The organism is Modestobacter versicolor, assembly GCF_041028285.1.
Taxonomy (GTDB): Bacteria; Actinomycetota; Actinomycetes; order Mycobacteriales; family Geodermatophilaceae; genus Modestobacter; species Modestobacter versicolor_A.
Genome location: NZ_JABGDB010000002.1, coordinates 45,371 through 70,309, shown reverse-complemented (window position 1 = coordinate 70,309; position 24,939 = coordinate 45,371). Strand labels below are relative to the sequence as shown.

At 74.3% G+C, this 24,939-nt stretch carries 21 protein-coding genes; 10 read left to right on the top strand and 11 right to left on the bottom strand.

Annotation, left to right across the window (positions count from 1 at the left end; translation table 11 throughout):
- Positions 1-8: 8 nt before the first annotated feature.
- The 4 genes from HL054_RS06550 to HL054_RS06535 all read right to left on the bottom strand — a co-directional run bounded on the left by HL054_RS06550 (position 9) and on the right by HL054_RS06535 (position 3,991).
- On the bottom strand, positions 9-1,010 hold the full coding sequence (locus HL054_RS06550) for an ABC transporter permease (protein ID WP_369138045.1): 1,002 nt from the start codon (positions 1,008-1,010) through the stop codon (positions 9-11).
- Entirely contained in the window at positions 1,007-2,521 is a 1,515-nt protein-coding gene (locus HL054_RS06545; RefSeq protein WP_369138044.1) for a sugar ABC transporter ATP-binding protein, read from the bottom strand. Before HL054_RS06545 ends, HL054_RS06550 begins: the two co-directional genes overlap by 4 nt.
- A 74-nt stretch (positions 2,522-2,595) precedes the next feature.
- Complete coding sequence (locus tag HL054_RS06540; RefSeq protein ID WP_369138043.1) at positions 2,596-3,621, bottom strand: sugar ABC transporter substrate-binding protein; 1,026 nt, start codon at positions 3,619-3,621, stop codon at positions 2,596-2,598.
- A 55-nt stretch (positions 3,622-3,676) separates the two neighbouring features.
- Positions 3,677-3,991 (bottom strand): antibiotic biosynthesis monooxygenase family protein, encoded by a 315-nt coding sequence (locus tag HL054_RS06535; RefSeq protein ID WP_369138042.1) that lies wholly within the window; start codon positions 3,989-3,991, stop codon positions 3,677-3,679.
- A gap of 442 nt (positions 3,992-4,433) precedes the next feature.
- Between HL054_RS06535 and HL054_RS06530 the strand changes: the two genes are divergently transcribed.
- From HL054_RS06530 to HL054_RS06520, 3 genes are read left to right on the top strand one after another with little or no spacing between them, the layout of a single operon-like run.
- Complete coding sequence (locus tag HL054_RS06530) at positions 4,434-6,482, top strand: hydantoinase/oxoprolinase family protein (RefSeq protein WP_369138041.1); 2,049 nt, start codon at positions 4,434-4,436, stop codon at positions 6,480-6,482.
- Positions 6,483-6,487: 5 nt separating this feature from the next.
- Positions 6,488-8,233: a hydantoinase B/oxoprolinase family protein gene (locus tag HL054_RS06525; RefSeq protein WP_369138040.1), complete on the top strand. Its 1,746-nt coding sequence runs from the start codon at positions 6,488-6,490 to the stop codon at positions 8,231-8,233.
- Positions 8,230-9,420 carry a metal-dependent hydrolase family protein gene (locus HL054_RS06520; protein ID WP_369138039.1) on the top strand — a complete coding sequence of 397 codons (1,191 nt, stop codon included), beginning with the start codon at positions 8,230-8,232 and terminating at the stop codon, positions 9,418-9,420. Before HL054_RS06525 ends, HL054_RS06520 begins: the two co-directional genes overlap by 4 nt.
- A 36-nt stretch (positions 9,421-9,456) precedes the next feature.
- Here HL054_RS06520 and HL054_RS06515 read toward each other — a convergent pair whose 3' ends face one another.
- Genes HL054_RS06515 through HL054_RS06490 form a run of 6 tightly spaced genes read right to left on the bottom strand, consistent with a single transcriptional unit; the run spans position 9,457 to position 15,255 of the window.
- The gene (locus HL054_RS06515) at positions 9,457-10,341 is read right to left on the bottom strand and encodes an LLM class flavin-dependent oxidoreductase (protein ID WP_369138038.1); all 885 of its coding nucleotides are present in this window, start codon (positions 10,339-10,341) and stop codon (positions 9,457-9,459) included.
- A complete protein-coding gene (locus tag HL054_RS06510) occupies positions 10,338-11,018 on the bottom strand; it encodes a GntR family transcriptional regulator (RefSeq protein ID WP_369138037.1) in 681 nt (226 codons plus the stop codon). Before HL054_RS06510 ends, HL054_RS06515 begins: the two co-directional genes overlap by 4 nt.
- Positions 11,015-11,929, bottom strand: a complete 915-nt coding sequence (locus HL054_RS06505) for an ornithine cyclodeaminase family protein (RefSeq protein WP_369138036.1) — start codon at positions 11,927-11,929, stop codon at positions 11,015-11,017. Before HL054_RS06505 ends, HL054_RS06510 begins: the two co-directional genes overlap by 4 nt.
- A 5-nt stretch (positions 11,930-11,934) precedes the next feature.
- Entirely contained in the window at positions 11,935-13,317 is a 1,383-nt protein-coding gene (locus tag HL054_RS06500; RefSeq protein WP_369138035.1) for an aldehyde dehydrogenase family protein, read from the bottom strand.
- A gap of 17 nt (positions 13,318-13,334) precedes the next feature.
- Positions 13,335-14,345, bottom strand: coding sequence for a proline racemase family protein (locus tag HL054_RS06495; protein WP_369138034.1), 1,011 nt, complete (start codon positions 14,343-14,345; stop codon positions 13,335-13,337).
- Between the two features lie 13 nt (positions 14,346-14,358).
- A complete protein-coding gene (locus HL054_RS06490; protein WP_369138033.1) occupies positions 14,359-15,255 on the bottom strand; it encodes a dihydrodipicolinate synthase family protein in 897 nt (298 codons plus the stop codon).
- A 142-nt stretch (positions 15,256-15,397) separates the two neighbouring features.
- On the opposite strand from HL054_RS06490, the gene HL054_RS06485 reads away from it, so the two are divergent.
- From HL054_RS06485 to HL054_RS06470, 4 genes are read left to right on the top strand one after another with little or no spacing between them, the layout of a single operon-like run.
- Complete coding sequence (locus HL054_RS06485; protein WP_369138032.1) at positions 15,398-15,811, top strand: nuclear transport factor 2 family protein; 414 nt, start codon at positions 15,398-15,400, stop codon at positions 15,809-15,811.
- Positions 15,808-16,986: an NAD(P)/FAD-dependent oxidoreductase gene (locus HL054_RS06480; protein ID WP_369138031.1), complete on the top strand. Its 1,179-nt coding sequence runs from the start codon at positions 15,808-15,810 to the stop codon at positions 16,984-16,986. The genes HL054_RS06485 and HL054_RS06480 overlap by 4 nt, the downstream gene beginning before the upstream one ends.
- On the top strand, positions 16,983-17,261 hold the full coding sequence (locus HL054_RS06475; RefSeq protein ID WP_369138029.1) for a (2Fe-2S)-binding protein: 279 nt from the start codon (positions 16,983-16,985) through the stop codon (positions 17,259-17,261). The genes HL054_RS06480 and HL054_RS06475 overlap by 4 nt, the downstream gene beginning before the upstream one ends.
- The gene (locus HL054_RS06470; RefSeq protein ID WP_369138028.1) at positions 17,245-18,636 is read left to right on the top strand and encodes an NAD(P)/FAD-dependent oxidoreductase; all 1,392 of its coding nucleotides are present in this window, start codon (positions 17,245-17,247) and stop codon (positions 18,634-18,636) included. Before HL054_RS06475 ends, HL054_RS06470 begins: the two co-directional genes overlap by 17 nt.
- Before the next feature lie 925 nt (positions 18,637-19,561).
- Here the strand turns inward: HL054_RS06470 and HL054_RS06465 are convergent.
- Entirely contained in the window at positions 19,562-21,034 is a 1,473-nt protein-coding gene (locus tag HL054_RS06465; RefSeq protein ID WP_369138027.1) for a helix-turn-helix domain-containing protein, read from the bottom strand.
- 129 nt (positions 21,035-21,163) lie between these two features.
- Here HL054_RS06465 and aceA point away from each other — a divergent pair, with 129 nt between their 5' ends.
- From aceA to HL054_RS06450, 3 genes are all read left to right on the top strand, one after another.
- Positions 21,164-22,471 carry an isocitrate lyase gene (aceA, locus tag HL054_RS06460; RefSeq protein ID WP_369138026.1) on the top strand — a complete coding sequence of 436 codons (1,308 nt, stop codon included), beginning with the start codon at positions 21,164-21,166 and terminating at the stop codon, positions 22,469-22,471.
- Between the two features lie 37 nt (positions 22,472-22,508).
- Positions 22,509-24,164 (top strand): malate synthase A, encoded by a 1,656-nt coding sequence (gene aceB / locus HL054_RS06455; protein WP_369138025.1) that lies wholly within the window; start codon positions 22,509-22,511, stop codon positions 24,162-24,164.
- Positions 24,165-24,415: 251 nt separating this feature from the next.
- Entirely contained in the window at positions 24,416-24,841 is a 426-nt protein-coding gene (locus HL054_RS06450; protein WP_369138024.1) for a universal stress protein, read from the top strand.
- Positions 24,842-24,939 lie beyond the last annotated feature (98 nt).

Here is a 24,939-nt window from a genome sequence, read left to right as displayed (position 1 = left end):
ACCGCGGGTCACCGGCTGCGGCGGCGCAGCCAGCGGTCGATGCCGACCGCCAGCAGGATCAGCACGCCCTGCACCACCTGCTGGTAGGTGGTGTCCCAGCCCAGCAGGTTGAACCCGTTGCCGATCAGGGTCAGGATCAGCGCGCCGACGACCCCGCGCCAGACCGCCCCCTCGCCGCCCAGGATGCTGGTGCCGCCGATGACGGCGGCGGCGATCGCGGTGAGCTCGACACCGGTGGCCATGCTCGACTGCGCCGACCCGGCCCGGGAGGCCAGGATGAGGCCGGCCAGCGCCGAGCAGACCCCGCTGATCATGTAGGCCGACACGTGCACCGAGCCCACCCGGATCCCCGACAGCCGGGCCGCCTCGGCGTTCCCGCCGACCGCGTAGACCCGCCGGCCGAACGTGGTGGCGGCGATGACGACGCCGATGACCACCACCACGACCACGAAGACGACCGTGGCCGAGGTGAGGCTGAACAGCGACGGCCAGGTCAGCATGCCGAACTGCTCGGCCTGGTCGGCCAGCGGGTAGAGGATCGCCCCGCCGGTCACGACGACGGCCAGGCCGCGGTAGATGATGCTGGTGGCCAGGGTGGCGATGAACGAGTTCACCCCGCTGCGGACGACGATGGTGCCGGTGACCAGGCCCAGCAGCGCCCCGGCCACGATCGCGGCGACGAAGCCGACGAGCACGTTGGTGTGCTGCACCACCTGCACGCCGATGATCGCCGACAGCGCCAGCGTCGCGCTGGCGGTGAGGTCGAAGACCCCGCTGATGATGCAGACCGTGGCGCCGGTGGCCAGCAGACCCACCACGGCGACCTGGTCGAGCAGGTTCACCAGGTTGCCCGAGGTCAGGAACGTGTCGGTGCTGAGCGACAGCGCGACGACGATCGCGACCAGGGCGGCCAGGATGCCGTAGTCGCGGACCCGGATCCCCCTGCGTTGCGCGACCTCCCCCCTGGACGGTGCAGGGGTCCCGGTGGCGGGTGCGGCTTCGACGGTCACGCGTTGTCTCCTTCGTCTCCGAACGCGGCGCTGATGACGACCTCGGGGTCGACCCCGCGCGGGAAGTTGCCGACCGGGCGGCCGTGGCGCAGCACCAGCACCCGGTGGGAGAGGGCGAGCAGCTCCTCGATCTCGGAGGAGACGCAGACGACGGCCATGCCGTCGGCCGCGAGCTCGGTGATGAGGTGGTGGATCTGGGACTTGGCGGCGACGTCGACGCCCCGGGTCGGCTCGTCGACGAGCAGCACCTTCGGCGAGCGGGCCAGCCACTTGGCGAACAGCGACTTCTGCTGGTTGCCGCCGGACAGGGTCTCGACGGCGGCGTCAGTACGGGCCGCCCGGATGTCGACCGACCGGGACACCTCCTCGACCGCGGAGCGTTCCGCCGCCGGGCGGACGAACGGGCCGGCCCGCCGGGACCCGAGGGAGGCCAGCGCGACGTTCTCGCGCACCGACCGCATCATGACCAGCCCCTGCTCCTTGCGGGACTCGGGCACCAGCGCGACGCCGGCGTCCATAGCCCGCCGGGGCGAGAGCCGGGTGAGCTCCTGCCCGTCGACCGAGACGACGCCGGCGTCGGCCTGGTCGGCGCCGAAGAGCAGCCGCAGCGTCTCGGTCCGCCCGCTGCCGACCAGGCCGGCGATCCCGAGCACCTCGCCGGCCCGCACCTCCAGGTCGACGCCGGAGACGATGCCCCGGCTGAGCCCGCGTGCCGACAGCCGGACCGGGGCGTCCGCCGGCACGGGGGCCGGCTCCGGGTAGAGGACGTCGAGCTCCCGGCCGACCATGTGGCGGACCAGCGACCCGGGCGTGTGCTCGGCGGCATCACCGGTGAGCACCAGCTCGCCGTCGCGCAGCACGGTGACCCGGTCGGCGACGCTGAGCACCTCGTCCAGGAAGTGGGACACCAGCAGCACCGTCGTGCCGCCGGCGGCCAGCCGGCGGATCAGCGCGAGCAGGTTGGCCTTCTCGTGCTCCGCGAGCACGGCGGTGGGCTCGTCCAGGGCGAGCACCCGCGCACCGCGGGCGAGGGAGCGCAGGACCTCCACCTGCTGCTGGGTGCCGATGGGCAGCCCGTCGACGCGCGCTCCCGGGTCGACGTCGAAGCCGGTGAGCTCGAGGAGCTCGTCGAACCGGCGGCGGTCGGACCTGCCGCGGACCACCCCGGCCCGGTGCGACCACCGGGCGAGGAAGACGTTGTCCAGCACGGGGAGGGCCGGTACCAGCGCGCCCTCCTGGGAGATGAGCGCGATGCCGTGCGCGATGGCGTCACGCGGGTTGCCGATCGCCACCCGCTCGCCGTCGAAGCTCAGCGTCCCCTCGTCGGCGCGGATGGCCCCGCCCAGGATCTTGAGCAGCGTGCTCTTCCCGGCTCCGTTCTCCCCGACCAGGCTGTGCACCTCGCCGGGGGAGATGTCCAGGTCGATGTCGCGCAGCACGCTGACGCCGCTGTAGCTCTTGCCGACCCCGCGCACCGCGATGGCCGGTGCGGGCAGAGGCGTGTGTGTCATGGCCTGAGCTCCTGTCGGTGCGGGCACTGCTGCCCGGGCGTCGGGGTGCGACGCCCGGGCAGCGGTGCCGGGGGTCAGTCGGAGTAGTCGGCGGTCTGCCCGGCCAGGGCGTCCTTGGTGCCCAGGCAGGCGTAGTCGGTGAGCTCCTCGCAGGCCACCGTGGAGTCCGGGACGTCCTCGCCCCGCGCGGCGGCCAGGCCCAGCTCAGCGGCCTTGGCCCCGGAGGCCTTCTCCGGCAGGGCGTACGTGCCGTACCAGGTGCCGGCCTCCACGTACTCGTACGCCTGGGTCGAGGCCCCGTTGCCGACGAAGGTGATCTCCTTGCCCTCGGCCAGCGGCGTCGCGCCGCCGATCGCCTGCGAGGAGCCGATCACCACGTTCACCTCGGGGTGCGCCTGCAGCAGGTTCTGCATGGCGGTGCGGCCGCTGTCGGCGGTGTAGCCACCGACCAGGTTGGAGATCACCGTGACGCCCCCGGCCTCCAGGGCGTCGACGGCCGCCTCGGTGCGGGCGGCGTCCAGCGGGTAGTTCTCGAAACCCTGCAGGTAGGCGACGGTGCACTCGCCCTGGGTCACGGTCGGGCAGGCGTCCAGCGCCATCTGCGCCAGGCCCTCGCCGTTGACCGTGGGCGGGTCGATGATGTTGATCGTGCCGTCCACCTGCGGCTCGGCGGTGCTGTAGTCACCGCCGACGGGGGTGAACTCCACGACCACGGTGATGCCGGCCTCCACCGCCTGCCGGACCGGGTTGACCATCGCCGTGCCGTCGTTGGCCTGCACGATCACGACGTCGTAGGCCTTGGAGGTGACCGCGTCCTGCAGCTGGTTGACCTGGGTGGGGCCGTCGAAGTTGGAGTCGAGGAAGGTCGCCGTCGCGTTGTTCGCCTCGGCGTACTCCTGGATGCCGGCCCAGGTGGCCTGGGCGAAGCTGTTCGCCTTGGCGAACCCGAAGAAGCCGATGCTCAGCTCCTCGTCGGCGCCGGCCGCGGAGGGGGCCGCCGAGCCGCTCTCGGAGTCCGACGAGGGGTTGCTGCAGGCCGCGAGGGAGACGGCGACGGCCGCCGTCATCCCGATCGTCGCGAGGCGGGGCGTTCTCTTCACTGACTGCTCCTCTGGCTGGGGGTGGGGTCGGGGGGACCGGGGGTGCGGGCGACCGTCACCGGGCCGGGACGAGCTCGAACACGCCGCCAACGACGAGCTCGTCCTGCTCGGCGTCCAACAGGTCGGCGAGCTGCCGGGACACGGCAGCCCGCCACGGGTCCTCGACCCACCGCCGGTAGTCCTCGGGCCCGTCCCAGTCAGCGATGACCAGGTGCGTGACGGGCCCACCGTCGATGGCCCTGAGCAGGACCGCGTCCCGGCAACCGGGGAACCCGCGGGCGCGCTCGAGGATCCGCTGCTGCGCGTAGAAGGCCTCCAGCGCGCCGGTGTCGCCACCGGCCGCACGGAGGGAAAGGACGCTGCGGACCACGTGCACTCCCTGGGTCAGGTCGTCGGGTGGAGGAATGCTGGCGGTGCCGGACACGCCCCGGTTGTGCGCTCCGCACACCGGTCGGCGGCGCGACTGTGCACGCCCGCGGAGCCGGAACGACAGCGTCCGGAGGGGCCCGCTGACCCGGTTGACACCCCGTCCGGCGCTGTGTCAGCGTGACCGCGCTCGGCCGTGCCAACCGGCCGCGCTCGATCGCCGACTCCCCCGCGCGGACCGCTCCCGGTCCGTGGGACAGCGGGACCTGGACCGGCTGCACTCCTGCACGTCCAGCACGACTGCGCGGGCCGGGCCACGCCGTCGTCTGCCGACCTGCCGGGTGCCCACTCCCCCGCAACCGGTCGTGCGCGCCCTGCGCCGACCGGCCGGCCTCCACCCGCGCGTCCTGCACCCGGGCCGCGGCAGGCACGAAAGGCGAACCCACATGTCCCGCTCCAGCCGCGTCGCCATCGACGTCGGCGGCACCTTCACCGACGTGGTGGAACTGCTGCCCGACACCGGCGAACTGCGCTTCGACAAGGTCCCCACCACGCCGGCGGAGCCGACCGCGGGCGTGCTCGACGCCTTCGGGGTGACCGAGTCCGAGCTGTCGGACGTCACGATGTTCACCCACGGCACCACGCTCGGGCTCAACGCGCTGCTGACCCGGACCGGTGCGCGGACGGCGGTCATCGGCACCCTGGGGTTCCGGGACGTCTACCTGCTCGGCCGCACCGACCGCCGGACGATGTACGACATCACCTACCGGCCGCCGACCCCGCTGCTGGAGCGGTACGACACCTTCGAGGTGCCCGAGCGGAGCCTGTTCGACGGCTCGGTGCACCGCCCGCTCGACGTGGCGGCGGCGCGCGAGGTCGCCGCCACGGTGGCCGAGCGGGGGTACGACTCGGTGGCCGTGGCCTTCCTGCACGCCTACGCCAACCCCGAGCACGAGCTGCAGATGCGCGAGGTCCTCGCCGAGGTCGCCCCGCAGGTCGTCGTGACCCTGTCGCACGAGCTCTCCCGGGAGTACCGCGAGTACGAGCGGACCAGCACCGCGGTCCTCGACGCCTACGTCAAGCCGATCGTCCGGCGCTACCTGCAGACCCTCGAAGGTGAGCTGGAGTCCGGCGGCTTCACCGGGCGGTTCCTGATGACCCGCTCCGGTGGCGGGGCGATGACGGCCAGCTCTGCCCGTGAGCAACCGGTGAGCCTCATCCTGTCCGGCCCGGCCGGGGGCGTCATCGGGGCCGCGGCGTTCGCCGAGCTGATCGGTGAGCCGAACCTGATCACCATCGACATGGGCGGCACCAGCCTCGACGCGTCGCTGATCGTGGACGGCGCCCCGGTGCTGCACCAGGGCGCGGAGTTCGAGGGCATGCCGATCAACACGCCGTCGCTGTACATCCACACCATCGGCGCCGGCGGTGGCTCGATCGGCTGGCTCGACGGCGCCGGTGCGCTGCAGGTGGGGCCGCAGAGCGCCGGGGCGTCCCCCGGCCCGGCCTCCTACGGCCGCGGCGGCACGCAGCCGACGTTCACCGACGCCGCGCTGGCGGTCGGCTACCTGGGCGCCGGCACTCCGCTGGGCGGCCGGCTGACCCTGGACGAGGGACTGGCCACGGCCGCGCTGAGCCCGATCGCGGCGGAGCTGGGCCTGGCACCCACGGCGCTGGCGCGGGGCATCGTGCGCATCTCGACCACCAAGATCATGGGCGCGGTCCGCGCGATCACGGTCGAGGTCGGTCGCGACCCGAAGGACTTCGCGCTGCTGTCCTTCGGCGGCGGCGGCGGTCTGGTCGCGGTGGACGTCGCCCACGAGCTGGGCATCCCCACCGTGATCGTGCCGCCCGGGCAGGGCGCCTTCTCCGCCTTCGGGATGCTGATGGCCGAGGTCCAGCACGACTTCTCCCGCACCGCGGTCGCCCCGCTGGCCGACCTGGACACGGCCCGGCTGGAGTCGGCGTTCGGGCCGATGACGGAGGAGGCCCGCCGGGTCCTGGACGCCGAGGGCTTCGCGGTCGAGCGCCAGGTGCTCACCCGCAGCATCGACGTCCGGTACAGCGGCCAGGAGCACAGCGTGACGGTCACCATCCCCGACGGCGTCGCGGACGTGGCCGCTGCGGTCGAGAAGGACTTCGCCGCGCTGCACGAGCGGCAGTACGGGCACGTCATGGACGACCCGATCGAGACCACCACGATGCGGCTGCGGGCGACGGGCGGGGTGGACCGTCCCACCCTGCCGCTGCTGCCCGTGCGGGAGGAGGGCGCTCCCCAGCCCGACGGGCACCGCGCCGTCTGGGTCTCCGACGCCCGGCCCGCCGTCCCGTACGCGCTGTACACCCGGGAGCAGCTGCTCGCCGGCGACGAGATCGCCGGGCCGGCCGTCATCTCCGAGCACACCGCGACCACCGTCATCCACGCGGCCGACGCCCTGCGGGTCGGCCCGCACGGCGAGCTGGTCATCACCGTCGGCACCGAGGGAAAGGCCTGACCCCCATGAGCGTCCCGAGCCCCACCGCCACACCACCGATCGACGCGATCACCACCGAGATCATCCGGCACGGCCTGCTGGCCAGCGCCGAGGAGATGGCCCGCAACCTCTGCCGGACCGCCTACAACACCGTCGTCTACGAGATCCACGACTACGGCATCTGCATCCACGACGCGCACGGCGACGTCGTCGCCGACGCGCCGGGGATCGCGGTGTTCACCCGCGGCAACGACCACGGCATCAAGGAGGCGGTGGACTTCCTCGGGGTCGACAAGATGCACCCCGGGGACGTCTTCCTGCTCAACTTTCCCTACTGGTCCTCGGCGCACACCCTGGACCCGCTGATGTTCGCCCCCATCCACGTCGACGGGGAGCTGATCGGCTTCGCCTCCTGCCGGATCCACGTGCTGGACCTCAAGCAGAAGGACCCCGGGTACGTCCTGGACTCCACGGACATGTCCCAGGAGGGCATCTTCTTCCCGGCCACCAAGCTGTACCGGGCCGGCGAGCCGAACGAGGACGTCTTCAACATCATCCGGTTCAACAGCCGGCTGCCGGAGCGGACGATCGGCGACATGCAGGCCCAGGTGTCCGCCTGCGTGACCGGCGTGCGCCGGACCCAGGAGATCGCGGCCAAGTACGGCACCGGGACGCTGGTGGCGGCCATGGAGGCCATCAACGACCACGGCGAGAAGCTCGCCCGGCTGGCTCTGGCGAAGATGCCCAAGGGCACCTGGACGGCGTACGACTTCGTCGACTCCGACGGCGTCGAGCTGGACCGCATGATCAAGATGAACGTCACGGTGACCATCACCGACGACGAGATGATCATCGACTGGACCGGCAGCGACCGGGACGTGCGCGGTCCGATCAACCTCCCGGTGGGCCAGACCGAGGCGTTCTGCAGCCTGATCTTCAAGGCGCTGACCACGCCGGACTCCTCGGTGGTGGCGGGGAACTTCCGCCCGCTGCGGGTCATCACCGAGCCCGGCTCGGTCATGCACGCCGTCCCGCCGATGCCCACCTTCACCCTGTGGACCGCGCTGATCGGCGGCGAGGTGGTCCTCAAGGCGCTGGCCCAGGGCATGCCCGACGTCGTCCCCGCCTGCTCCGGCGGCGACGTCTGCTCGATGATGGGCCTGGGCGTGAACCCGCGGAACGGCGAGAGCTGGCTGGAGGCCACCAACGAGGCGGTCGGCTTCGGCGGGCACGCCGGCGGTGACGGGGCGGACGGGATCATGCACCTGTCCGAACCCGGCTGCCGGAACAACCCGGTGGAGGTCCTGGAGACCAAGTCGCCGATGTTCATCGAGTCCTACGGCTACCGGCCCGACACCGGTGGGGCCGGCCGGTACCGGGGCGGCGTCGGGGTGAGCCGGGTGTACCGGTTCACCGCACCGACCACCGGCATCTGCCTGGTCTACAAGACCAAGACCAAGCCGTGGCCGGTCGCCGGCGGTCGTGAGGGCGACAACAACCACGTCGTGCTCAACCCGGGCACCCCGCGTGAGGTCGTGCAGGGCGGCAGCTACAACCACCTGGAGACTGGCGACGTGCTGGCCAACAACACCGGCGGGGGTGGCGGGTACGGCAACCCGCTCGACCGCGAGCCGGAGCTGATCGCCCGCGACGTCCGCAACGGCTTCGTCTCGGTCGCCGCGGCCGAGCGGGAGTACGGCGTGGTCGTCGACCCGGCCACCTTCGCCGTCGACGCCGACGCGACCGCCCGGCTGCGGACGGTCGACGCGTGACGTCGCTGTCCATCGTCAACGGCCGGGTCTTCGACGGGGTGTCCGACGACCTCGTCGAGGGCCCGGTGCACGTCGTCGACGGGCGGATCACCGCCGTCGGCGGGGATCCGCAGCCGGCCGACCGGGTGCTCGACGCACGCGGCCGGACGGTGCTGCCCGGGCTGATCGACGCGCACTGCCACGCCTACGGCATCTCGCTGGACATGATGGCCATCGAGAGCCGGCCGCTGAGCTACGTCGCGCTCGCCGCCGCCCGCCGGCTGGCCGCGGCACTGGCCCGGGGCTTCACCACGATCCGCGACCCGTCCGGCGGCGACGCAGGGCTGGCCCGGGCGATCAGCGAGGGGCTCCTCCCCTCCCCCCGGTACCTGTGGACCGGGGCCGCGCTGAGCCAGACCGGCGGGCACGGCGACCTGCGGGGGCCGGACTCCGACGTGCGCTGCTGCGGGGCGCACACCATCGAGGTCGTCGACGGCGTGGACCCGCTGCGCCGGGCGGTGCGGGACAGGTTCCGCCGCGGTGCGCACGCGATCAAGGTGATGGCCTCGGGCGGGGTGGTGTCGCTGACCGACCCCATCCGGATCCCGCAGTACTCGGCCGAGGAGCTGCGGGCGGTCAGCGAGGAGGCCGGCCGGCGGGGCAGCTACGTCGCCGCCCACGCCTACTCCCCCGAGGCCATCCGGCACGCGGTGGACAACGGGGTGCGCAGCATCGAGCACGGCAACCTGCTCGACGCGGCGACGGCGGAGGTGATGGCCGCCGCCGGCGCCTTCCTGGTGCCCACCCTCGGCACCTACGAGGCGATGGAGCGCCGGGGCGGCGAGCTGGGCATGGCCGCCGTCTCCCGGGCGAAGAACCGGGAGGTGCTGGAGGCCGGCCGGACGGCGGTGGAGCTGGCCCGGGCCGCCGGCGTCCGGGTGGGCTTCGGCACCGACCTGATGGGGGTGCTGGAGGACGAGCAGCTGACCGGCCTGCGGGTGCAGGTCGAGGTCGACGGCCCGCTGCTGGCGCTGCAGTCGGCGACCTCGGTCAACGCCGACCTGCTGGGCCGGCCCGACCTGGGGCGGGTGCAGGCAGGTGCGGTCGCCGACCTGCTCGTCGTCGACGGCGACCCGCTGACCGACCCCGCCGTGCTGTGGGGTCCGCCGTCCGGGCGCACCGTCGTCCAGGCCGGCACGGTGCGCTGAGCGCCTGACGGGGGTCCCGGCGCGCCGGGACCCCCGTCAGGAGCCGTGCGCCGCGGTGACGACCGGCAGGGCCGCCGCCGGCACCCCGCGGCCGTCGGGTCGCGGCCAGTGCACCGTCACCTCGTCGAAGTCGAGCTCCGCGAGCCGCCCGAGGGTGTCGGCGTAGCGGGCGGCGCTCTCGAAGGGCCAGTGCACCTCCAGCCCGAACTGGGCGGTGCGGTGCAGCGCGTCCGGCGCCCGGCCCTGCTCGGCCAGCACGTCGGTGAGGCGCTGCGACTGCTCGGCGAGCGCGGCGAACCAGTCCTCCGGCGCCACCTGCGGGCCGTACGGGCCGTAGGTCACCCACGCCTGCCCGAACCGGGCCGCCAGGCCCAGCGCCCGGGGGCCGGAGGCGGCGACGGTGAACGGCAGCCGCGGCTGCTGCACGCAGCCCGGGAGCTGGTGGGCGTCGACCGCGTTGAACCGCTCGCCGTGCACCGTGGTCACCGGCTCGCGCAGCAGCGTGTCCAGCAGCTGCAGCCACTCGGCGAACCGGTCGGACCGCTCGCGCAGCGTGCGCCGGGGCTCGCCGAGCACCAGGGCGTCCGGCCCCTCGGTACCGGCGCCCAGCCCCACCTCGAGCCGGCCACCGGTGAGCTGGTCCAGCGTCATGAGCTCCTTGGCGAAGGGCACCGGGTGGCGGAAGTTCGGGGTCGCGACCTGGGTGCCCAGCCGCACCCGCTGCGTCCGCACGGCGGCGGCCGCCAGCAGCGGGACGGCGCCGTACCAGGGGCCGTCGGCCAGCAGCGGCCAGGTCAGGTGGTCGTAGGTCCACACCGTGCGCACGCCGGCGTCCTCCGCAGCCCGCACGTCGTCGAGGAAGGAGGCGATCGGGTGCCGGTCCGGGAGGACCAGCGCCGACAGGTGCAGTGCCGTGCTCATCGCGGCGTCCCTTCCGTGCGGCCGGCCCAGCTGCCCCGGACGTGGCCGATGTGCTGGCGCACCAGCCGCTCGAGCTGCGCGCCGTCGCCGGCCTCGATCAACCGCAGCATCTCCAGGTGCTCCTCCGCCGAGGTCGCCAGCTCGCCGCTCTCGGCCAGCGGGGCCAGCCCGAGCAGCCGGGTGCGGGCCCGCAGCTCGGCGACGATCGTGACCAGCTGCTCGTTGCCCGCCAGCGCGAGCAGGGCCAGGTGGAACCGGCGGTCGGCCTCGACGTAGTCGATGAGGTCCCCGGCCCGGGCCAGGTCGACGATGCGCTGGGCCATCGGCCGCAGCCGCGCCAGGTCGTCGGCGCTCGCGCGGCCCACCACGTCGACCGTGGTCGGCACCTCGAGCAGCAGCCGGACCCCGGTGATCTCGTCGAGCTCGCGGTCGGAGAGGTCGCGCACCCGGAAGCCCTTGTTGGGCACGGTGAGGACCTGCCCCTCCCGGACCAGCTCGAGCATCGCCTCGCGGACAGGGGTGGCGGAGACCCCGAGGCTGGCGGCCAGGGCAGGGGCCGAGTACACCTCGCCCGGCACCATCTGCCCGGTGACCAGCGCCGCCCGCAGAGCGTGGATGACCTGGCTGCGGACGCTGCGGCGCACCTCAAGCGAGGGCAGCTCCAGCGGTCCGCTCACCGGTCGACCGCCGCGAACACCGCAGCCGCCACCACGAGATCTTCCCAGCCCATGCCGACAGTCTTGACCAGCCGGGGGCGGGTGGCCGACTCGCCGCGCACGAGCCGGGCCAGCGGCACCAGGTCCGCGGCCGTGACCGCCCCCTCCGCCCGGGCCAGGACGACGTCCCCTGCCTCCCGGCAGGCAGCGGTCACCGACTCGACGACCACGCCGCAGCGCCGCACGGTCTCGCTGTCGACCTCACGGGCGTCCTTCTCGTGCGAGCCGCAGGCCACCACGACGGCGGTGCCGCTGAGCAGCCGGCCGTCGAAGAGGGGCCGGCGGGCGGTGGTGCAGCAGGCGACGACGTCGGCGTCGGCCACGTCCGCCGCGGTCGCCACCGCTGCGTCGACGCCGTCGGCGCGGAGGCGGTCCACGAAGGCCGCGGTCCGCTCGGGCACCCGGCCGACCACGCCGACCGACCCCAGCGGCCGCACCGCGCGCAGCGCTGCCACGTGCCCCGCGGCCTGCGGGCCGGTGCCGAAGACCAGCAGCCGGTCCGCGGCGGCGGGGGCGACCAGGTCGACCGCGAGCGCTGAGACCGCCGGCGTCCGCAGGGCGGTCAGCGCCACCCCGTCGAGCACCGCGACCGGGGCCAGGGTCACCGCGTCGAAGAGCACGCAGACGGCGTTGACCCGGGGCAGCCCGGACCCCGGGACGTCCGGCGTGACCGTGGCCAGCTTGACCGCGGCCAGCGTCCCGCCGCCGGCGTCCGACGGCATCACCAGCAGCTCGCCGGCGCCGAAGGGCCGGCCGGTCCTGGGCAGCTCGGTCTCCGGGTCGAGCCCCTCGAGCAGCGCCCGGCGCAGCGCTTCGACGGCGTCGGTCCAGCCGATGGCGCCGGTCACCGCCGCGGCATCCAGGATGCGCACGCCGGTCACCGGCCCGTCGGAGCGACGGTCACCGTGTGCAGGGAGGTGTAGAAGTCCTGCGCGGCCTTGCCCTGCTCCCGCGCGCCGTAGCTGGAGTCCCGCTGCCCGCCGAAGGGCAGGTGGAAGTCGACGCCGGTGGTCGGTGCGTTCACCTTGACCTGGCCGGCGGCGAGACCGTCGACCACCTGCAGCGCGGCGTCCAGGTCGCCGGTGTAGACCGCGGCGGTCAGCCCGTACCGGACGGCGTTGGCCCGGCGCACGGCGTCGGCCACCGAGTCCGCCGCCACCACCGCGCAGATCGGCCCGAACGTCTCCTCCCGCAACAGCTCGGCGTCCTCGGGCAGCCCGTCGACGACGGTCGGCCCGACGTACCAGCCGCCGTCCCCGGTCGCCGTCCCACCGGTGAGCACGCGGCCACCGGCCGACCGGGCGCCGGTGGCGGCGGCGACCACCCGGTCCCGGGCGGACTCCTCCACCACCGGGCCGACGAGGGTCGCCGCGTCGGCCGGGTCGCCGAACGGCAGGGCCCGGGCTGCGGCGACCAGCGCCTCGGTGAACTCCTCCACCCGGCCGAGCACGACCACGCGCTTGGTGGCCGTGCACTTCTGGCCGGCGAAGCCGAACGCGGCCGCGGCGATCTGACCGGCGGCGCGCTCGAGGTCGGCGTCGGGCAGCACGACGGCGGGGTTCTGCCCGCCCATCTCGCACTGCACCGGCACGCCGCGGCGGGTCGCGGCGACGGCGATGCCCGCGCCGACGGCGGCCGAGCCGGTGAAGGAGACGACGTCGGCGGCGTCGACGACGGCCGCGCCGGCCTCGGCTCCACCGGGCAGCACGGCCAGCAGCCCGCCGGGCAGGTGGGGCGTGAGCAGTTCGGCCAGCCGCAGGGCGCACGCGGTGGCCTGCGGCGCGGGCTTGAGCAGCACGGCGTTGCCGAAGGCGAGCGCGGGCGCGGCCTTCCACAGCGGGATGGCCAGCGGGAAGTTCCACGGCGTGATCAGCCCGGCCACCCCGCGCGCCCGCCGCCGGGTGAACGACAGCCCGGTGCCGCCGCTGCTGGGCGCGTGCACCGCGCCCTGCGGGTCGTACACCTGCTGGGCGTGGTAGCGGAGGATGGCCACCGCCCGGCCGACCTCCCCGGCGGCCTCGCCCCGGGGCTTGCCGACCTCGCGGACGACCAGGTCGGTCAGCTCGGCAGCAGCGCCCTCGACCGCGTCGGCGGCTCCGCCGAGGGCAGCGGCCCGGACGGCCGGGGGCGCTGCTGCCCAGCCTGACTGGGCCCCCCGGGCAGCGTCCGCGGCCGCGGCCACGTCGGCCGCGGTGGCTGCCTGCAGGGTGACGACGACGTCGTCGGGGCGCTGGGGCGAGGTGGAGCGCAGCTCGGTCATGGTTCTCCTCGCGGGTCTCAGAGCTGGAAGCCGGCCGGGAACGGGTCGGTCGGGTCGAGCAGGTACTGGCCCATCCCGGTGATCCAGGCCCGTCCGGTGATGGTGGGGAGCACGGCGGGCAGGCCGCCGACGGTCGTGGTGCCGAGCAGCCGCCCGACGAAGGAGCTGCCGATGACCGACTCGTTGGTGAAGTCGGTGTCCAGCGCCAGCTCGCCGCGGGCGTGCAGCTGGGCCATCCGGGCCGAGGTGCCGGTGCCGCACGGGGACCGGTCGAACCAGCCGGGGTGGATGGCCATCGCGTGCCGGGAGTGCACCGCCGTCGACCCCGGGGCGGCCAGGTAGACGTGGTGGCAGCCGGCCATCTCCGGCTGCTCCGGGTGCACCGGCGCGAGCTGCTCGGTGACCGCGTCCATGATCGCCAGGCCCGCGTCGAGCAGCCGCTGCCGCACCGCCGGGTCGGCCGGGGTGAACGGGATGCCCAGCGCCGCGAGCTCGGTGATCGCGTAGAAGTTGCCGCCGAAGGCGACGTCGACCGCCACCGCACCCACCCCGGGCACGTCGACGGTCGCACCCAGGTGGGTGGCGAAGGAGGCCACGTTCCGCAGCGTCACCGAGGTGGCCGCCCCGTCGCGCACCTGCACCTCGGCCACCACCAGGCCGGCCGGCGTCTCCAGCCGGATCTCGGTGACCGGCTCGGTGACCGTGACCATGCCCGTCTCCACCAGCACGGTGGCCACCCCGATGGTGCCGTGGCCGCACATCGGCAGGCAGCCGCTCACCTCGATGAACAGCACGCCCCAGTCGGCGTCGGGCCGGGTGGGCGGCTGCAGGATCGCCCCGCTCATCGCGCCGTGGCCCCGCGGCTCGTACATCAGCAGGGTGCGGACGTCGTCCAGGTGGGCCATGAAGTACTGCCGGCGCTCGGCCATGCTGGCGCCGGGGATGACGCCGACCCCGCCGGTGACCACCCGGGTGGGCATGCCCTCGGTGTGCGAGTCGACCGCGGCGAAGACCCGCGAGCTGCGCATCGTCGGCCCCCGGTCAGCGGTAGCCGGCGGCGGCCAGCTTCTCGGTGTGCTCGCGCACCGTCGCCGCGGCCTCGTCCAGCAGCGGCACCCGCGGCGGGCGGCACGGGCCGCCGGCCCGGCCGACGACGTCCATGGACAGCTTGATCGCCTGGACGAACTCGACCTGGGAGTCCCAGCGCAGCAGCGGGTGCAGGTCGCGGTACAGCGGCAACGCGGTGTCCAGGTCCCCGGCCCGGACGGCGGCGAAGAGCTCGACGCAGGCACGGGGGAAGGCGTTGGGGTAGCCCGACACCCAGCCCGGCGCGCCGGCCACGCCGAGCTCCAGCACGACGTCGTCCGCGCCGACCAGCACGTCGAGGTCGGGGGCCAGCTCGGTGATCCGGTAGCTGCGGCGGACGTCGCCGGAGAACTCCTTGACCGCCACGATGAGACCCTCGCCGTGCAGCCGGGCGAGCAGCTCGGGGGTCAGGTCGACCTTGGTGTCGATCGGGTTGTTGTAGGCGACGACCGGCACGCCCACGGCGGCGACGGCGCGGTAGTGCTCGACGACGGCGCGCTCGTCGGCGCGGTAGGCGTTGGGCGGGAGCAGCATGACCGCGGGGCAGCCTGCCTCGGCGGCGTCCGCGGCCCACTGCGCAGCCTCCCGGGACCCGTAGGCGGCCACCCCGGGCATGACCGTGAAGCCCTCCGGCGCGGCGGCGACCGCGGTGCGCACCACGGCGGAGCGCTCCTCGGGCGTCAGGGTCTGGTACTCCCCCAGCGAGCCGTTCGGCGTCACGCCGTCGCATCCCTCGGCGGCCAGCCAGGCGACGTGCTCGGCGTACCCGTCGAGGTCCACGGACAGGTCCGGTCGCAGCGGCAGGGCGGTGGCGACGAGGACGCCGTGCCAGGGGGTGCGGGCAGAGGTCATGGGGTACTCCGATCAACGGGGGCGGCTCGGGGAGCGCGGGGCCGCCGGGCCGTTCCGGACCGCGGCGTCGATCAGTACAATTTCACATTGCACCGTCGGAGACAATGAGCACCCAACTGGACGACGAGACGAGGACCTGCCCGTGACGACGACCGGCCGACCCGGCCCCCGGGAGATCTGGCTCGCCTACGACGCAGCCGCGAACCGGGGCGACCACGACGCAGCCGCCGCCTTCGTCGCACCCGACCTCGCCGTGCTGGTCAACGGCAGCCCGGCGGTCTCCTCGGCGGCCGAGGACCGGGCCGTGCAGACCGAGCTCATCCGCTGCTACCCCGACTACGCGCGCAGCTTCGTCGGCGCGCTGGAGGACGGCGACTCCGCGGTCATCGAGTGGCGCATGCGGGGCACGCCGGCAGCCGGGACCGACCTGCCGCCGCTGGACGTGCCCGGCTGCTCGGTGGTGCGGTGCGCGGACGGCCGGATCGTCGAGGCGCGGCTCTACCACCCCACGGGCACGCTGGACCGGATCGCCGACCGCGCGCTCGGTCGGGGATGACCGGCGGCGAGCACCACCCCGACGTCGTCGTCATCGGGGCGGGGGTGATCGGGGCTGCCTGCGCCCACGCCGCCGCCTCGGCCGGGCTGTCGGTGGTCGTGGTCGACCGCGGCCCGATCGCCGGCGGCACGACGGGAGCCGGCGAGGGCAACCTGCTGGTCTCGGACAAGGAACCGGGCGCCGAGCTGGACCTGGCCCTGCTGTCGCACCGGGTGTGGCGGGAGCTCGGCGCACTGCCGTTGCGGGGTCGCACCCTCGGCGCGTGGGTCGAGCTCGAGGAGAAGGGTGGCCTGGTGGTCGCCTCCTCCGCCGCGACGATGACCTCCCTGACCGAGCTGGCCGGGCACCAGCGGGCAGCCGGTGTCACGTCGGTCGCGGTGCCGGCCGACGAGCTGCCCGAGCACGAGCCCAACCTCGCCCGCGACCTGGCCGGCGGCCACCTCTACCCGCAGGACATGCAGCTGCAGCCGATGCTCACCGCGGCCGCGCTCCTCCGGCTGGCCCGCGACGCCGGGGCCACCGTGCTGACCGGCGAGGAGGTGACCGCCCTGCTGCGCGACGGCGACCGGGTCACCGGCGTGCGGACCGCGGTCCGCGACCTGCCCGCCGGCGCCGTGGTGAACGCGGCCGGCACGTGGGCCGGGCAGGTCGCGGCGCTGGCGGACGTCGCCGTCCCGGTCGCCCCGCGGCGGGGGTTCGTGCTGGTCACCGAGCCGCTGCCCACCGTGGTGCGGCACAAGGTCTACTACGCCGACTACGTCGCCGACGTCGCCAGCGACTCAGCGGGGCTGCAGAGCTCGCCGGTCGTGGAAGGCACCCGCGCGGGCACCGTGCTGATCGGCGCCACCCGGGAGCGGGTCGGCTTCGACCGCAGCTGGTCACCCGACGCGGTCCGCGTGCTCGCCGACGGCGCGCGGCGGCTGTTCCCGTTCCTCGCCGACGTCTCGGTGCTCCGCGGCTACCGCGGCTTCCGGCCCTACTGCCCCGACCACCTGCCGGTGATCGGCCCCGACCCGCGGGCTCCGGGGCTGTGGCACGCCTGCGGCCACGAGGGCGCCGGGATCGGGCTGGCCGCGGCCACCGGGCTGCTCGTCGGGCAGAGCCTGTGCGACCGGCCGACCGAGCTCCCCCTGCACCCGTTCCGTCCCGAGCGCTTCGAGGAGCTGCCCGCATGACCAGCGAGGACACCTTCACCTTCGACGGGGCGCCGATCGCCTTCCGCCAGGGCTGGTCGGTGGGGGCCGCGCTCACCGCCGCCGGCATCCGGTCGTGGCGGACCACCCGGCACGAGGGCCGCCCGCGGGGGCTGTTCTGCGGGATCGGCGTCTGCTTCGACTGCCTGGTGACCGTGGACGGCGAGACGTCGCTGCGCGCCTGCCTGCTGCCGGCCGCCGCCGGTGCCGCCGTCACCACCCAGCACGGGACGGGGCACGATGACCGCACCTGCTGACCGGGTCGACGTGCTGGTGGTCGGGGGCGGCCCGGCCGGTCTGGCGGCGGCTGCCGCCGCGGCCGAGACGGGTGCCACCGTCGCACTCGTCGATGCCGGTCCCGGGCCGGGCGGGCAGTACTGGCGCAATGCCGAGCAGGGATCGGGCGCCGGCCTGCACCACGACCGCGACCGGTTCGTGGCGCTGCTGCGCCGGATCCGGGCCGCTGCGGTGGTCTGCCTGGTCGAGCACACCGTGCAGACGGTCGCCGCCGACGCGGACGGCTGGGTGGTGCACTGCGTGGTGGGCCGCGAGCCGCGGGCCGGCGGCGGTGCGGCGGTCGTCCGCGGCCGCCGCCTGGTGCTGGCTCCCGGCGCCTACGACCGGCAGCTGCCCTTCCCCGGCTGGGACCTGCCCGGCGTGCTGGCCGCCGGCGGGGTCCAGGCGCTGCTCAAGCAGCACGGCGTCGCGGCCGGCCGGCGCGCGGTCGTCGCCGGCACCGGGCCGTTCCTGCTCCCGGTGGCCGACGGCCTGCTGCGCAGCGGCGCGACGGTGGCCGCGGTCGTGGAGGCGAACTCACCGGCCGGCTTCGTCCGCCACCCCAGGGCGGTCCTCGGCGCACGCGGCAAGCTGGGCGAGGCGGCCGGCTACCTGCTCCGGCTGGCCCGCACCCGGACCCGGTACCGGCGGCGCTCGGTCGTCGTCCGGGCGCTGGGCACCGACCAGCTGGAGGCGGTGGAGGTCGCCCGGCTGGACCGGGCCGGCCGCCCGGTGCCCGGTGGGGTGTCGACCGTGCCGTGCGACCTGCTCGCGGTCGGCTGGGGCTTCACCCCGCATCTGGAGCTGCACCTGCAGCTGGGGTGCGCGACGGAGCTGGGCGCCGACGGCAGCCTGGTGGTGACAGCGGACGACGCCGGGCGGACCAGCGTCCCGGGGGTCTGGGCGGCCGGCGAGTGCACCGGCATCGGCGGATCGGAGCTCGCCGTCGTCGAGGGCGAGATCGCCGGCCGCTCGGCGGTGGACGCCGGCGTTCCCGCCCGCCTGCTGAGGCGGCGTGCGGCCCTGCGCCGCTTCGCCGCCGCGCTCCACGCCGTGCACCCGGTGCCACCGGAGGTGCTCGACGCGCTGCCGGACGAGACCCTGCTGTGCCGATGCGAGGAGGTGCCGGTCGGCGCCGTCCGGGACGCCGTCGGCGAGTGGGGCGCCACCGACGCCCGCACCGTCAAGCTGCTGACCCGCACCGGCATGGGCTGGTGCCAGGGCCGGGTCTGCGGCTCGGCCACCGCGCTGCTCACCGCCCGGGCCTGCGGCCGGGAGTGCGAGGTCGCCGACCTGCGGGCGTTCGCTGAACGCCCACTCACCGTCCCGCTCCCGCTGAGGGTCCTCGCCGACTGAGCCGCGGGGCACGTCGGCCTCCATCACTCCGTCGGGCAGGACGGGAGTCGTGGCGGTGGAGGTCGACCCACGTGCCGGCCGGCGGGTCCCGGAGCCCGGAGCGTCCGGTTGCCGTCTCCGCGTTGCTGCACCTGCTGCACCTGCTGCACCTGCTGCACCTGCTGCTGCAGAGCGTCAGTCCTCGACGATCCTGGGTTCCGACGACCCACACCACTCTCATCTGGGCTCTCCTGCGGCGACCCGCCCCGCGGCCGAGCGACTGCCGCTTCGCGGCAGCGGTCGGGTCCCGGCATCGCGGCAGGAGACCGACTCCTCACGCGTGCTGCAGGCACGGTCGTCGACATCGCTGAGCCGTTGACCTGGGTTCCCGTCGTGCTCAGCCTTTGAAGGACAGCGACCCATCGACCGGGTCTCGGGAGCGCAGGTGGCGGGCCGCCCGATTCCGGACGACCCGCCTCTGACCTGCGGTCTCCCTGTCGAGCTGACAGGTCGTCGAACCTGCGCCCCCTTGACCCCAGTCACGTGCAGACTTCCGTGGACGTCCGCTGACGTGCCGTTCTCGCAGGTCACGAGGACCCGCCGTCTGTTGCCGTACGCCTGCGCCAGCCGTCGTCCATGACCGCGTTGCTGTACCGGTTGCTGTCCTCGTCGTGTGAGCGACAGGTCTCTCGGACTGCGCTGCGGGAAGGGGTCGGCCCTGGACGCGCGTCACGTCCCGGATGGTGAGGGGATGGTCGGGACCTTGGTGAGCGCTCGTGGCAGCGGCCTCGGACGCGGGTAGCGGCCGGTCGTGACAACGGCGGGGACGGCCAGGCAACGCACGCGACGACCAGGTCGCGGGGCATGCGCGCCAAGGCGCGCGCCGCTCGAGGTGAGCAGGTCCCGACTGAAGACCGCGCCGGACGATCTCCCGCGCGGTACGGGGTCAAGGCCGACTTGCCCGGGAGTGACGTTCCAGGAAGCGGTACGCCTCGGTGGTGTCCACACCCGGTGAGGACGACGAGCCGCCGGTGGTCACGCTGGGCACGGTCGGGAGCGTGGCGAACAGCGTGGCGTTCAACCGCGGCGTCGGCAGTGCCCGGCTGGCCCAGCGCTCCGCGAGCGCCGGCGGTGGCGTACGGCAGCAGCTCTCGTCCGGGCACGTCGAGGTGAACCGCTGGTCGGCGTCCATGCCGCGGAACCACTTCGCATGGGCGAACGACGTCCCCACCGACAGCGAGAAGGCCCCCCGGCCGGTGGCCTGGATGCTCGAGGTGCACCAGTACGTCCCGCCGGGCTTGTCGGTGAGCTGGTGGTACGGGCTGAACCGGTCCTCGACGGCGAACACCCGCCGGGCCGCCCACCAGCGGCACACCAGCTGGCCCTCGACGGTGCCGAGCGGGTCGGTCGGGAACTGGACGTCGTCGTTCTCGTAGGCCTTGGCGATGGCGCCGGACTCATGGGCCTTCAGGAAGTGCACCGGGATGCCCAGGTGCTCGGTGGCCAGGTTGGTGAACCGGTGGGCGGCGGTCTCGTAGGTCACGGCGTAGGCGTCGCGCAGGTCCTCCACCGACAGCTCGCGGCGGTCCTTCGCCGCCTTCAGCAGCGGCACCGCGGTCGCCGCGGGCACCAGGAGGGCGCCGGCGAGGTAGTTGCTCTCCACCCGCTGTCGGAGGAAGGACTCGTAGTCTTCCGGCGGGCTGTGCCCCAGAACGGCACCCGCCAGGGCCTGCAGGAGGGTCGAGCGGGGGTCCCGGCCGGCCTCGGTCGAGCGCGGCAGGTAGATCCGGCGGCCTTCCAGGTCGGTCAGGCTGCGGGTGGAGGCGGGCAGGTCGCCGACGTGGTGGATGGTGAACCCGAGGTGGCCGGCGAGGTCGGCGGCAACCCGCTGGGACAGTGGCCCGCCGGTGTGGTCGACCGCTGCGAGCAGGGTGGCCGCGGTCGTCTCCAGCTCGGCGAGGTGGTTGCCCCGCCGGCGCATCTCCGCCCGTAGCGCGGTGTTGGCCCGGCGCGCCTCCTCCGGCGTCGCCGCCCGTTGCTCGTGCACCCGTTCCAGCTCGCTGAGCAGCGCGAGCACCGTCTCGATGGCCTGGTCGGGCAGCGTCTTGCGCACCGACAGGGGGGCCAGCCCGAGCGAGCCGAACAGCGGGCTGCGCTGGGCCCGCTCCAGGGCGATCTCCAGCTGCGCGCGCCGGGACTGCGGCGCCTGCGACAGCAGGTCCGCCACCTCCACCCCGAGCACGCCGGCCACGGTGTGCAGCTCCCCGACCCGGAGTTCCCGCTTCCCGTTCTCAACCATCGACAGGTGCGACGGCGCGCGACCCAGCCGGCTCGCGAACTCACCCAGGGTCAGGCCGGCGGCGCTGCGCAGCTCCCGGATCCGGCGTCCTACGACGAGCGGGTCGTGACCATCCATCATCCGCAGGATCTTCCGGATGCGGGAAGAAACCGTCAAGTTCTCGGGTGAAACCCCACCGCGACGTCCTGGTCGCCCCGCAGGCTCATCCGTGCAACCCCGTTCCCCCGATCCACCTCGAGGAGCACTCCGATGAGCCCGCAGACCCCCCGACCCGGCGATGCCGTCCAGACCGCGACCGACCTCGCCTTCGAGTGGCAGACCGACCCGCGGTGGGCCGGCATCCGGCGCGACCACACCGCCGAGGACGTCGTGGCGCTGCGGGGCCCGGTGGTGGAGGAGCACACCCTCGCCCGCCGGGGCGCGCAGCGGCTCTTCGAGCTGGTGGAGTCCAGCAACGGCCGGGAGTGGGTGTCCGCCCTCGGCGCGCTCACCGGCAACCAGGCCGTCCAGCAGGTCCGGGCCGGCTTGAAGGCCATCTACCTCTCCGGCTGGCAGGTCGCCGCCGACGCCAACACCGCCGGGCAGACCTACCCCGACCAGAGCCTCTACCCGGTCGACTCGGTGCCCACGGTCGTCCGCCGGATCAACAACGCGCTGCTGCGCGCCGGGCAGATCGAGGGCTCGGACGGCGGTGACGGGCGGGACTGGCTGGTGCCGATCGTCGCCGACGCCGAGGCCGGCTTCGGTGGCCCGCTCAACGCCTACGAGCTGATGCGCTCGATGATCACCGCAGGTGCCGCCGGCGTGCACTGGGAGGACCAGCTGGCGTCGGAGAAGAAGTGCGGTCACATGGGGGGCAAGGTCCTGGTGCCCACCGGCCAGCACATCCGGACGCTGAACGCCGCGCGGCTGGCCGCCGACGTCGCCGGCGTCCCGTCCCTGGTCATCGCCCGCACCGACGCCCTCGCCGCGACCCTGCTGACGAGCGACCACGACGAGCGCGACCGTCCGTTCCTCACCGGCGAGCGGACGGCGGAGGGCTTCTACACCGTGCGCAACGGCTTCGACCCGGTCATCGCCCGGGGACTGGCCTACGCCCCGTACGCCGACCTGATCTGGGTCGAGTCCGCGACCCCTGACCTCGAGCTCGCCCGCCGCTTCGCCGAGGCGGTGCACGCCGAGTTCCCCGACCAGAAGCTGGCCTACAACTGCTCGCCGTCGTTCAACTGGAAGAGCCACCTGGACGACGACCAGATCGCCGGGTTCCAGCGCGAGCTGGCCGCGATGGGCTACGCGTTCCAGTTCATCACCCTGGCCGGCTTCCACTCCCTCAACCACTCGATGTTCAGCCTCGCGCAGGGCTACGCCGAGCGGCAGATGAGCGCCTACGTGGAGCTGCAGGAGGCCGAGTTCGCCTCCGAGCCCGACGGCTACACCGCCACGCGGCACCAGCGGGAGGTCGGCACCGGCTACTTCGACCGGATCGCCACCGCGCTCAACCCGGCCAGCTCGACCCTCGCCCTCGTCGGGTCGACGGAGTCCGAGCAGTTCCACTGACCCTCCCCCGCTCCCCCCGCTGCCAAGGAGAACTGCCATGACGACGCTCGCCCCACCCGCCGCCCCTTCCGCTCCCATGCCGATCCGGCCCGGACCGGAGCCGACCGCCGGACGGATCACCACGCACGGGCCGGCCCTGCCCCGCGACGAGGACGTCCTCACCCCCGACGCCCTGGCCTTCCTCGCACACCTGCACACCCGTTTCGCCTCCCGGCGGGCCGAGCTGCTGGGCGAACGCGCCAGCCGCCGCACGCACATCTCCAACGGCCGCGACCTGGGCTTCCGACCAGGGACCGCCGCGCTCCGCGCCGACCCCAGCTGGCGGGTGGCCGGCCCCGGACCGGGTCTCGCGGACCGACGGGTCGAGATCACCAGCCCGCTCGACCCCGCGTCGGCCGTCGCCGCGCTGACCTCCGGGGCGCAGACCTGGGTGGCCGACCTGGAGGACGCCACCAGCCCCACCTGGGGCAACGTCATCGAGGGGCAGGTCCTCCTCACCGACGTCGTCCGCCGGCGCCTGGGCGGTCCGGTCGAGTGGGAGACCGCGCCGACCCTGATCGTCCGTCCGCGGGGCTGGCACCTGGTCGAGAAGCACCTGTGCTGGACCGATCCCAGCGGGCGCCGGACCGCCGCTGTGGCGTCACTGGTCGACTTCGGCCTGCACGCGTTCCACAACGCCGCAGAGCTCGTCGCCCGGGGCAGCGGGCCGTACTTCTACCTGCCGAAGATCGAGACCGCCGCCGAGGCCCGCCTCTGGGACGACGTCTTCACCGAGACCGAGCGCTGCCTGGGGCTGTCCCACGGGACCATCCGCGCGACCGTCCTCATCGAGACCATCACCGCGGCCTTCGAGATGGAGGAGGTCCTCCACGAGCTGCGCGACCACTGCGCGGGGCTCAACGCCGGACGGTGGGACTACCTGTTCAGCATCATCAAGAAGTTCCGCGGACGGGGACCGTCCTGGGTCCTGCCCGACCGGTCGGCCTTGACGATGACGACGCCGTTCATGCAGGCCTACACCGACCTGCTGGTGGCCACCTGCCACCGCCGCGGCGCACACGCCATCGGTGGGATGAGCACCGCCATCCCCGACGGCGACGACCCGCAGGCCACCGAGCGCGCCCTGGCCGCCGTCGCCGCGGACAAGCGCCGCGAGGCGAGCCAGGGGTTCGACGGTACCTGGACGGCCCATCCGGGGCTGGTCACGACCGCGCGCGCCGCGTTCGACGCCGTCCTCGGCGGAGCCACCGACCAGCGGGGGCGCCGGCCGGAGAGCAGGACGGTCCAGGCTGCGGACCTGCTCGACACCCGCGGGGTGACCGGCGACGTCACCGATGCCGGCGTGCGCACCAACGTCACCGTGGCCCTGCGGTACCTGGAGGGGTGGCTCCGCGGGGTCGGCGCCGTCGCCATCGACGGGCACGTGGAGGACGCCGCGACCGCGGAGATCAGCCGCGCGCAGCTGTGGCAGTGGATCCACCACGGGACTGTCACCGCCGAGGGCACGGAGGTGACCCGCGGTCACGTCGAGGAGCTCCTGGACGAGACCCTCGCCGCCCAGCGGCGCACAGCGGATGACCGGTTCGACGAGGCCGCACGCATGTTCCGGGCGGTCACCCTGGACGAGGACTTCCCGACGTTCCTCACCGTCCCCGGGTACGTCGAGCACCTCGTGGAGCTGACCCACCGCTGACCCACCACCACCTCCGGACGCCGAGACGGTTCTGCTGGGCTGCCCCTTCCACACCAGCCCAGCAGAGCCGTCCCTCGCGTCCACCGGACGGTGCACCCGGCGCGCTCGTGCTCGCCTTCGTCCTCGGCTTCCTGCTGGGGACTCGCTGCGCCGATCGCTGCTGACCTTCGACGGCGATGCCACCGGCTTCTCCACCCGCCCATCTCCGGCGTCCTGCTCGCCGTCTTCGTGCGGGTGGCCTGCTGCCGCCGGTGCCGGCGGCGCTGACCCGCCGGCGCACGACCGATGTGACCGTCCTCGTCGGGTTCGTGCCCACCTCCGAGGGGTGCGCCGCCTTCGCCGCCTGGCCCGAGGAGGCCCGCCGCCGCGGCGAGGACCTCCTGGTGCTGGACACCCCTCGGGGCGGCGCGGCCGTCAGTGCCGACGTCGCGCCACCTGAACTCGTCGAGGACATGACCGGCCGTGCTCGCGGCGCCGGCGTCGAGCCGGACGTACGGCAGACCCCGCACTGCGGCGACCTGGCCGACGCCGTCCCCACGGCCGCGGAGGACGCCACCCCGTCGGTCATCGCCATCGGCCTGCGCAAGCGCTCCCCGGTCGGCGGGCTGCTCATGGGCAGCACCGCACGGCGAATCCTGCTCGACGCCGACCGGCCGGTGCTCGCCGTGCAGGCCTGACCCGGCATCCGACCCCGCGCTACGGGTGGTCCGGCGCGGCATCGACGGCGGCGACCCGATACGTTCCGCTGACCGGGCCGGACGGCCCACCGACCGAC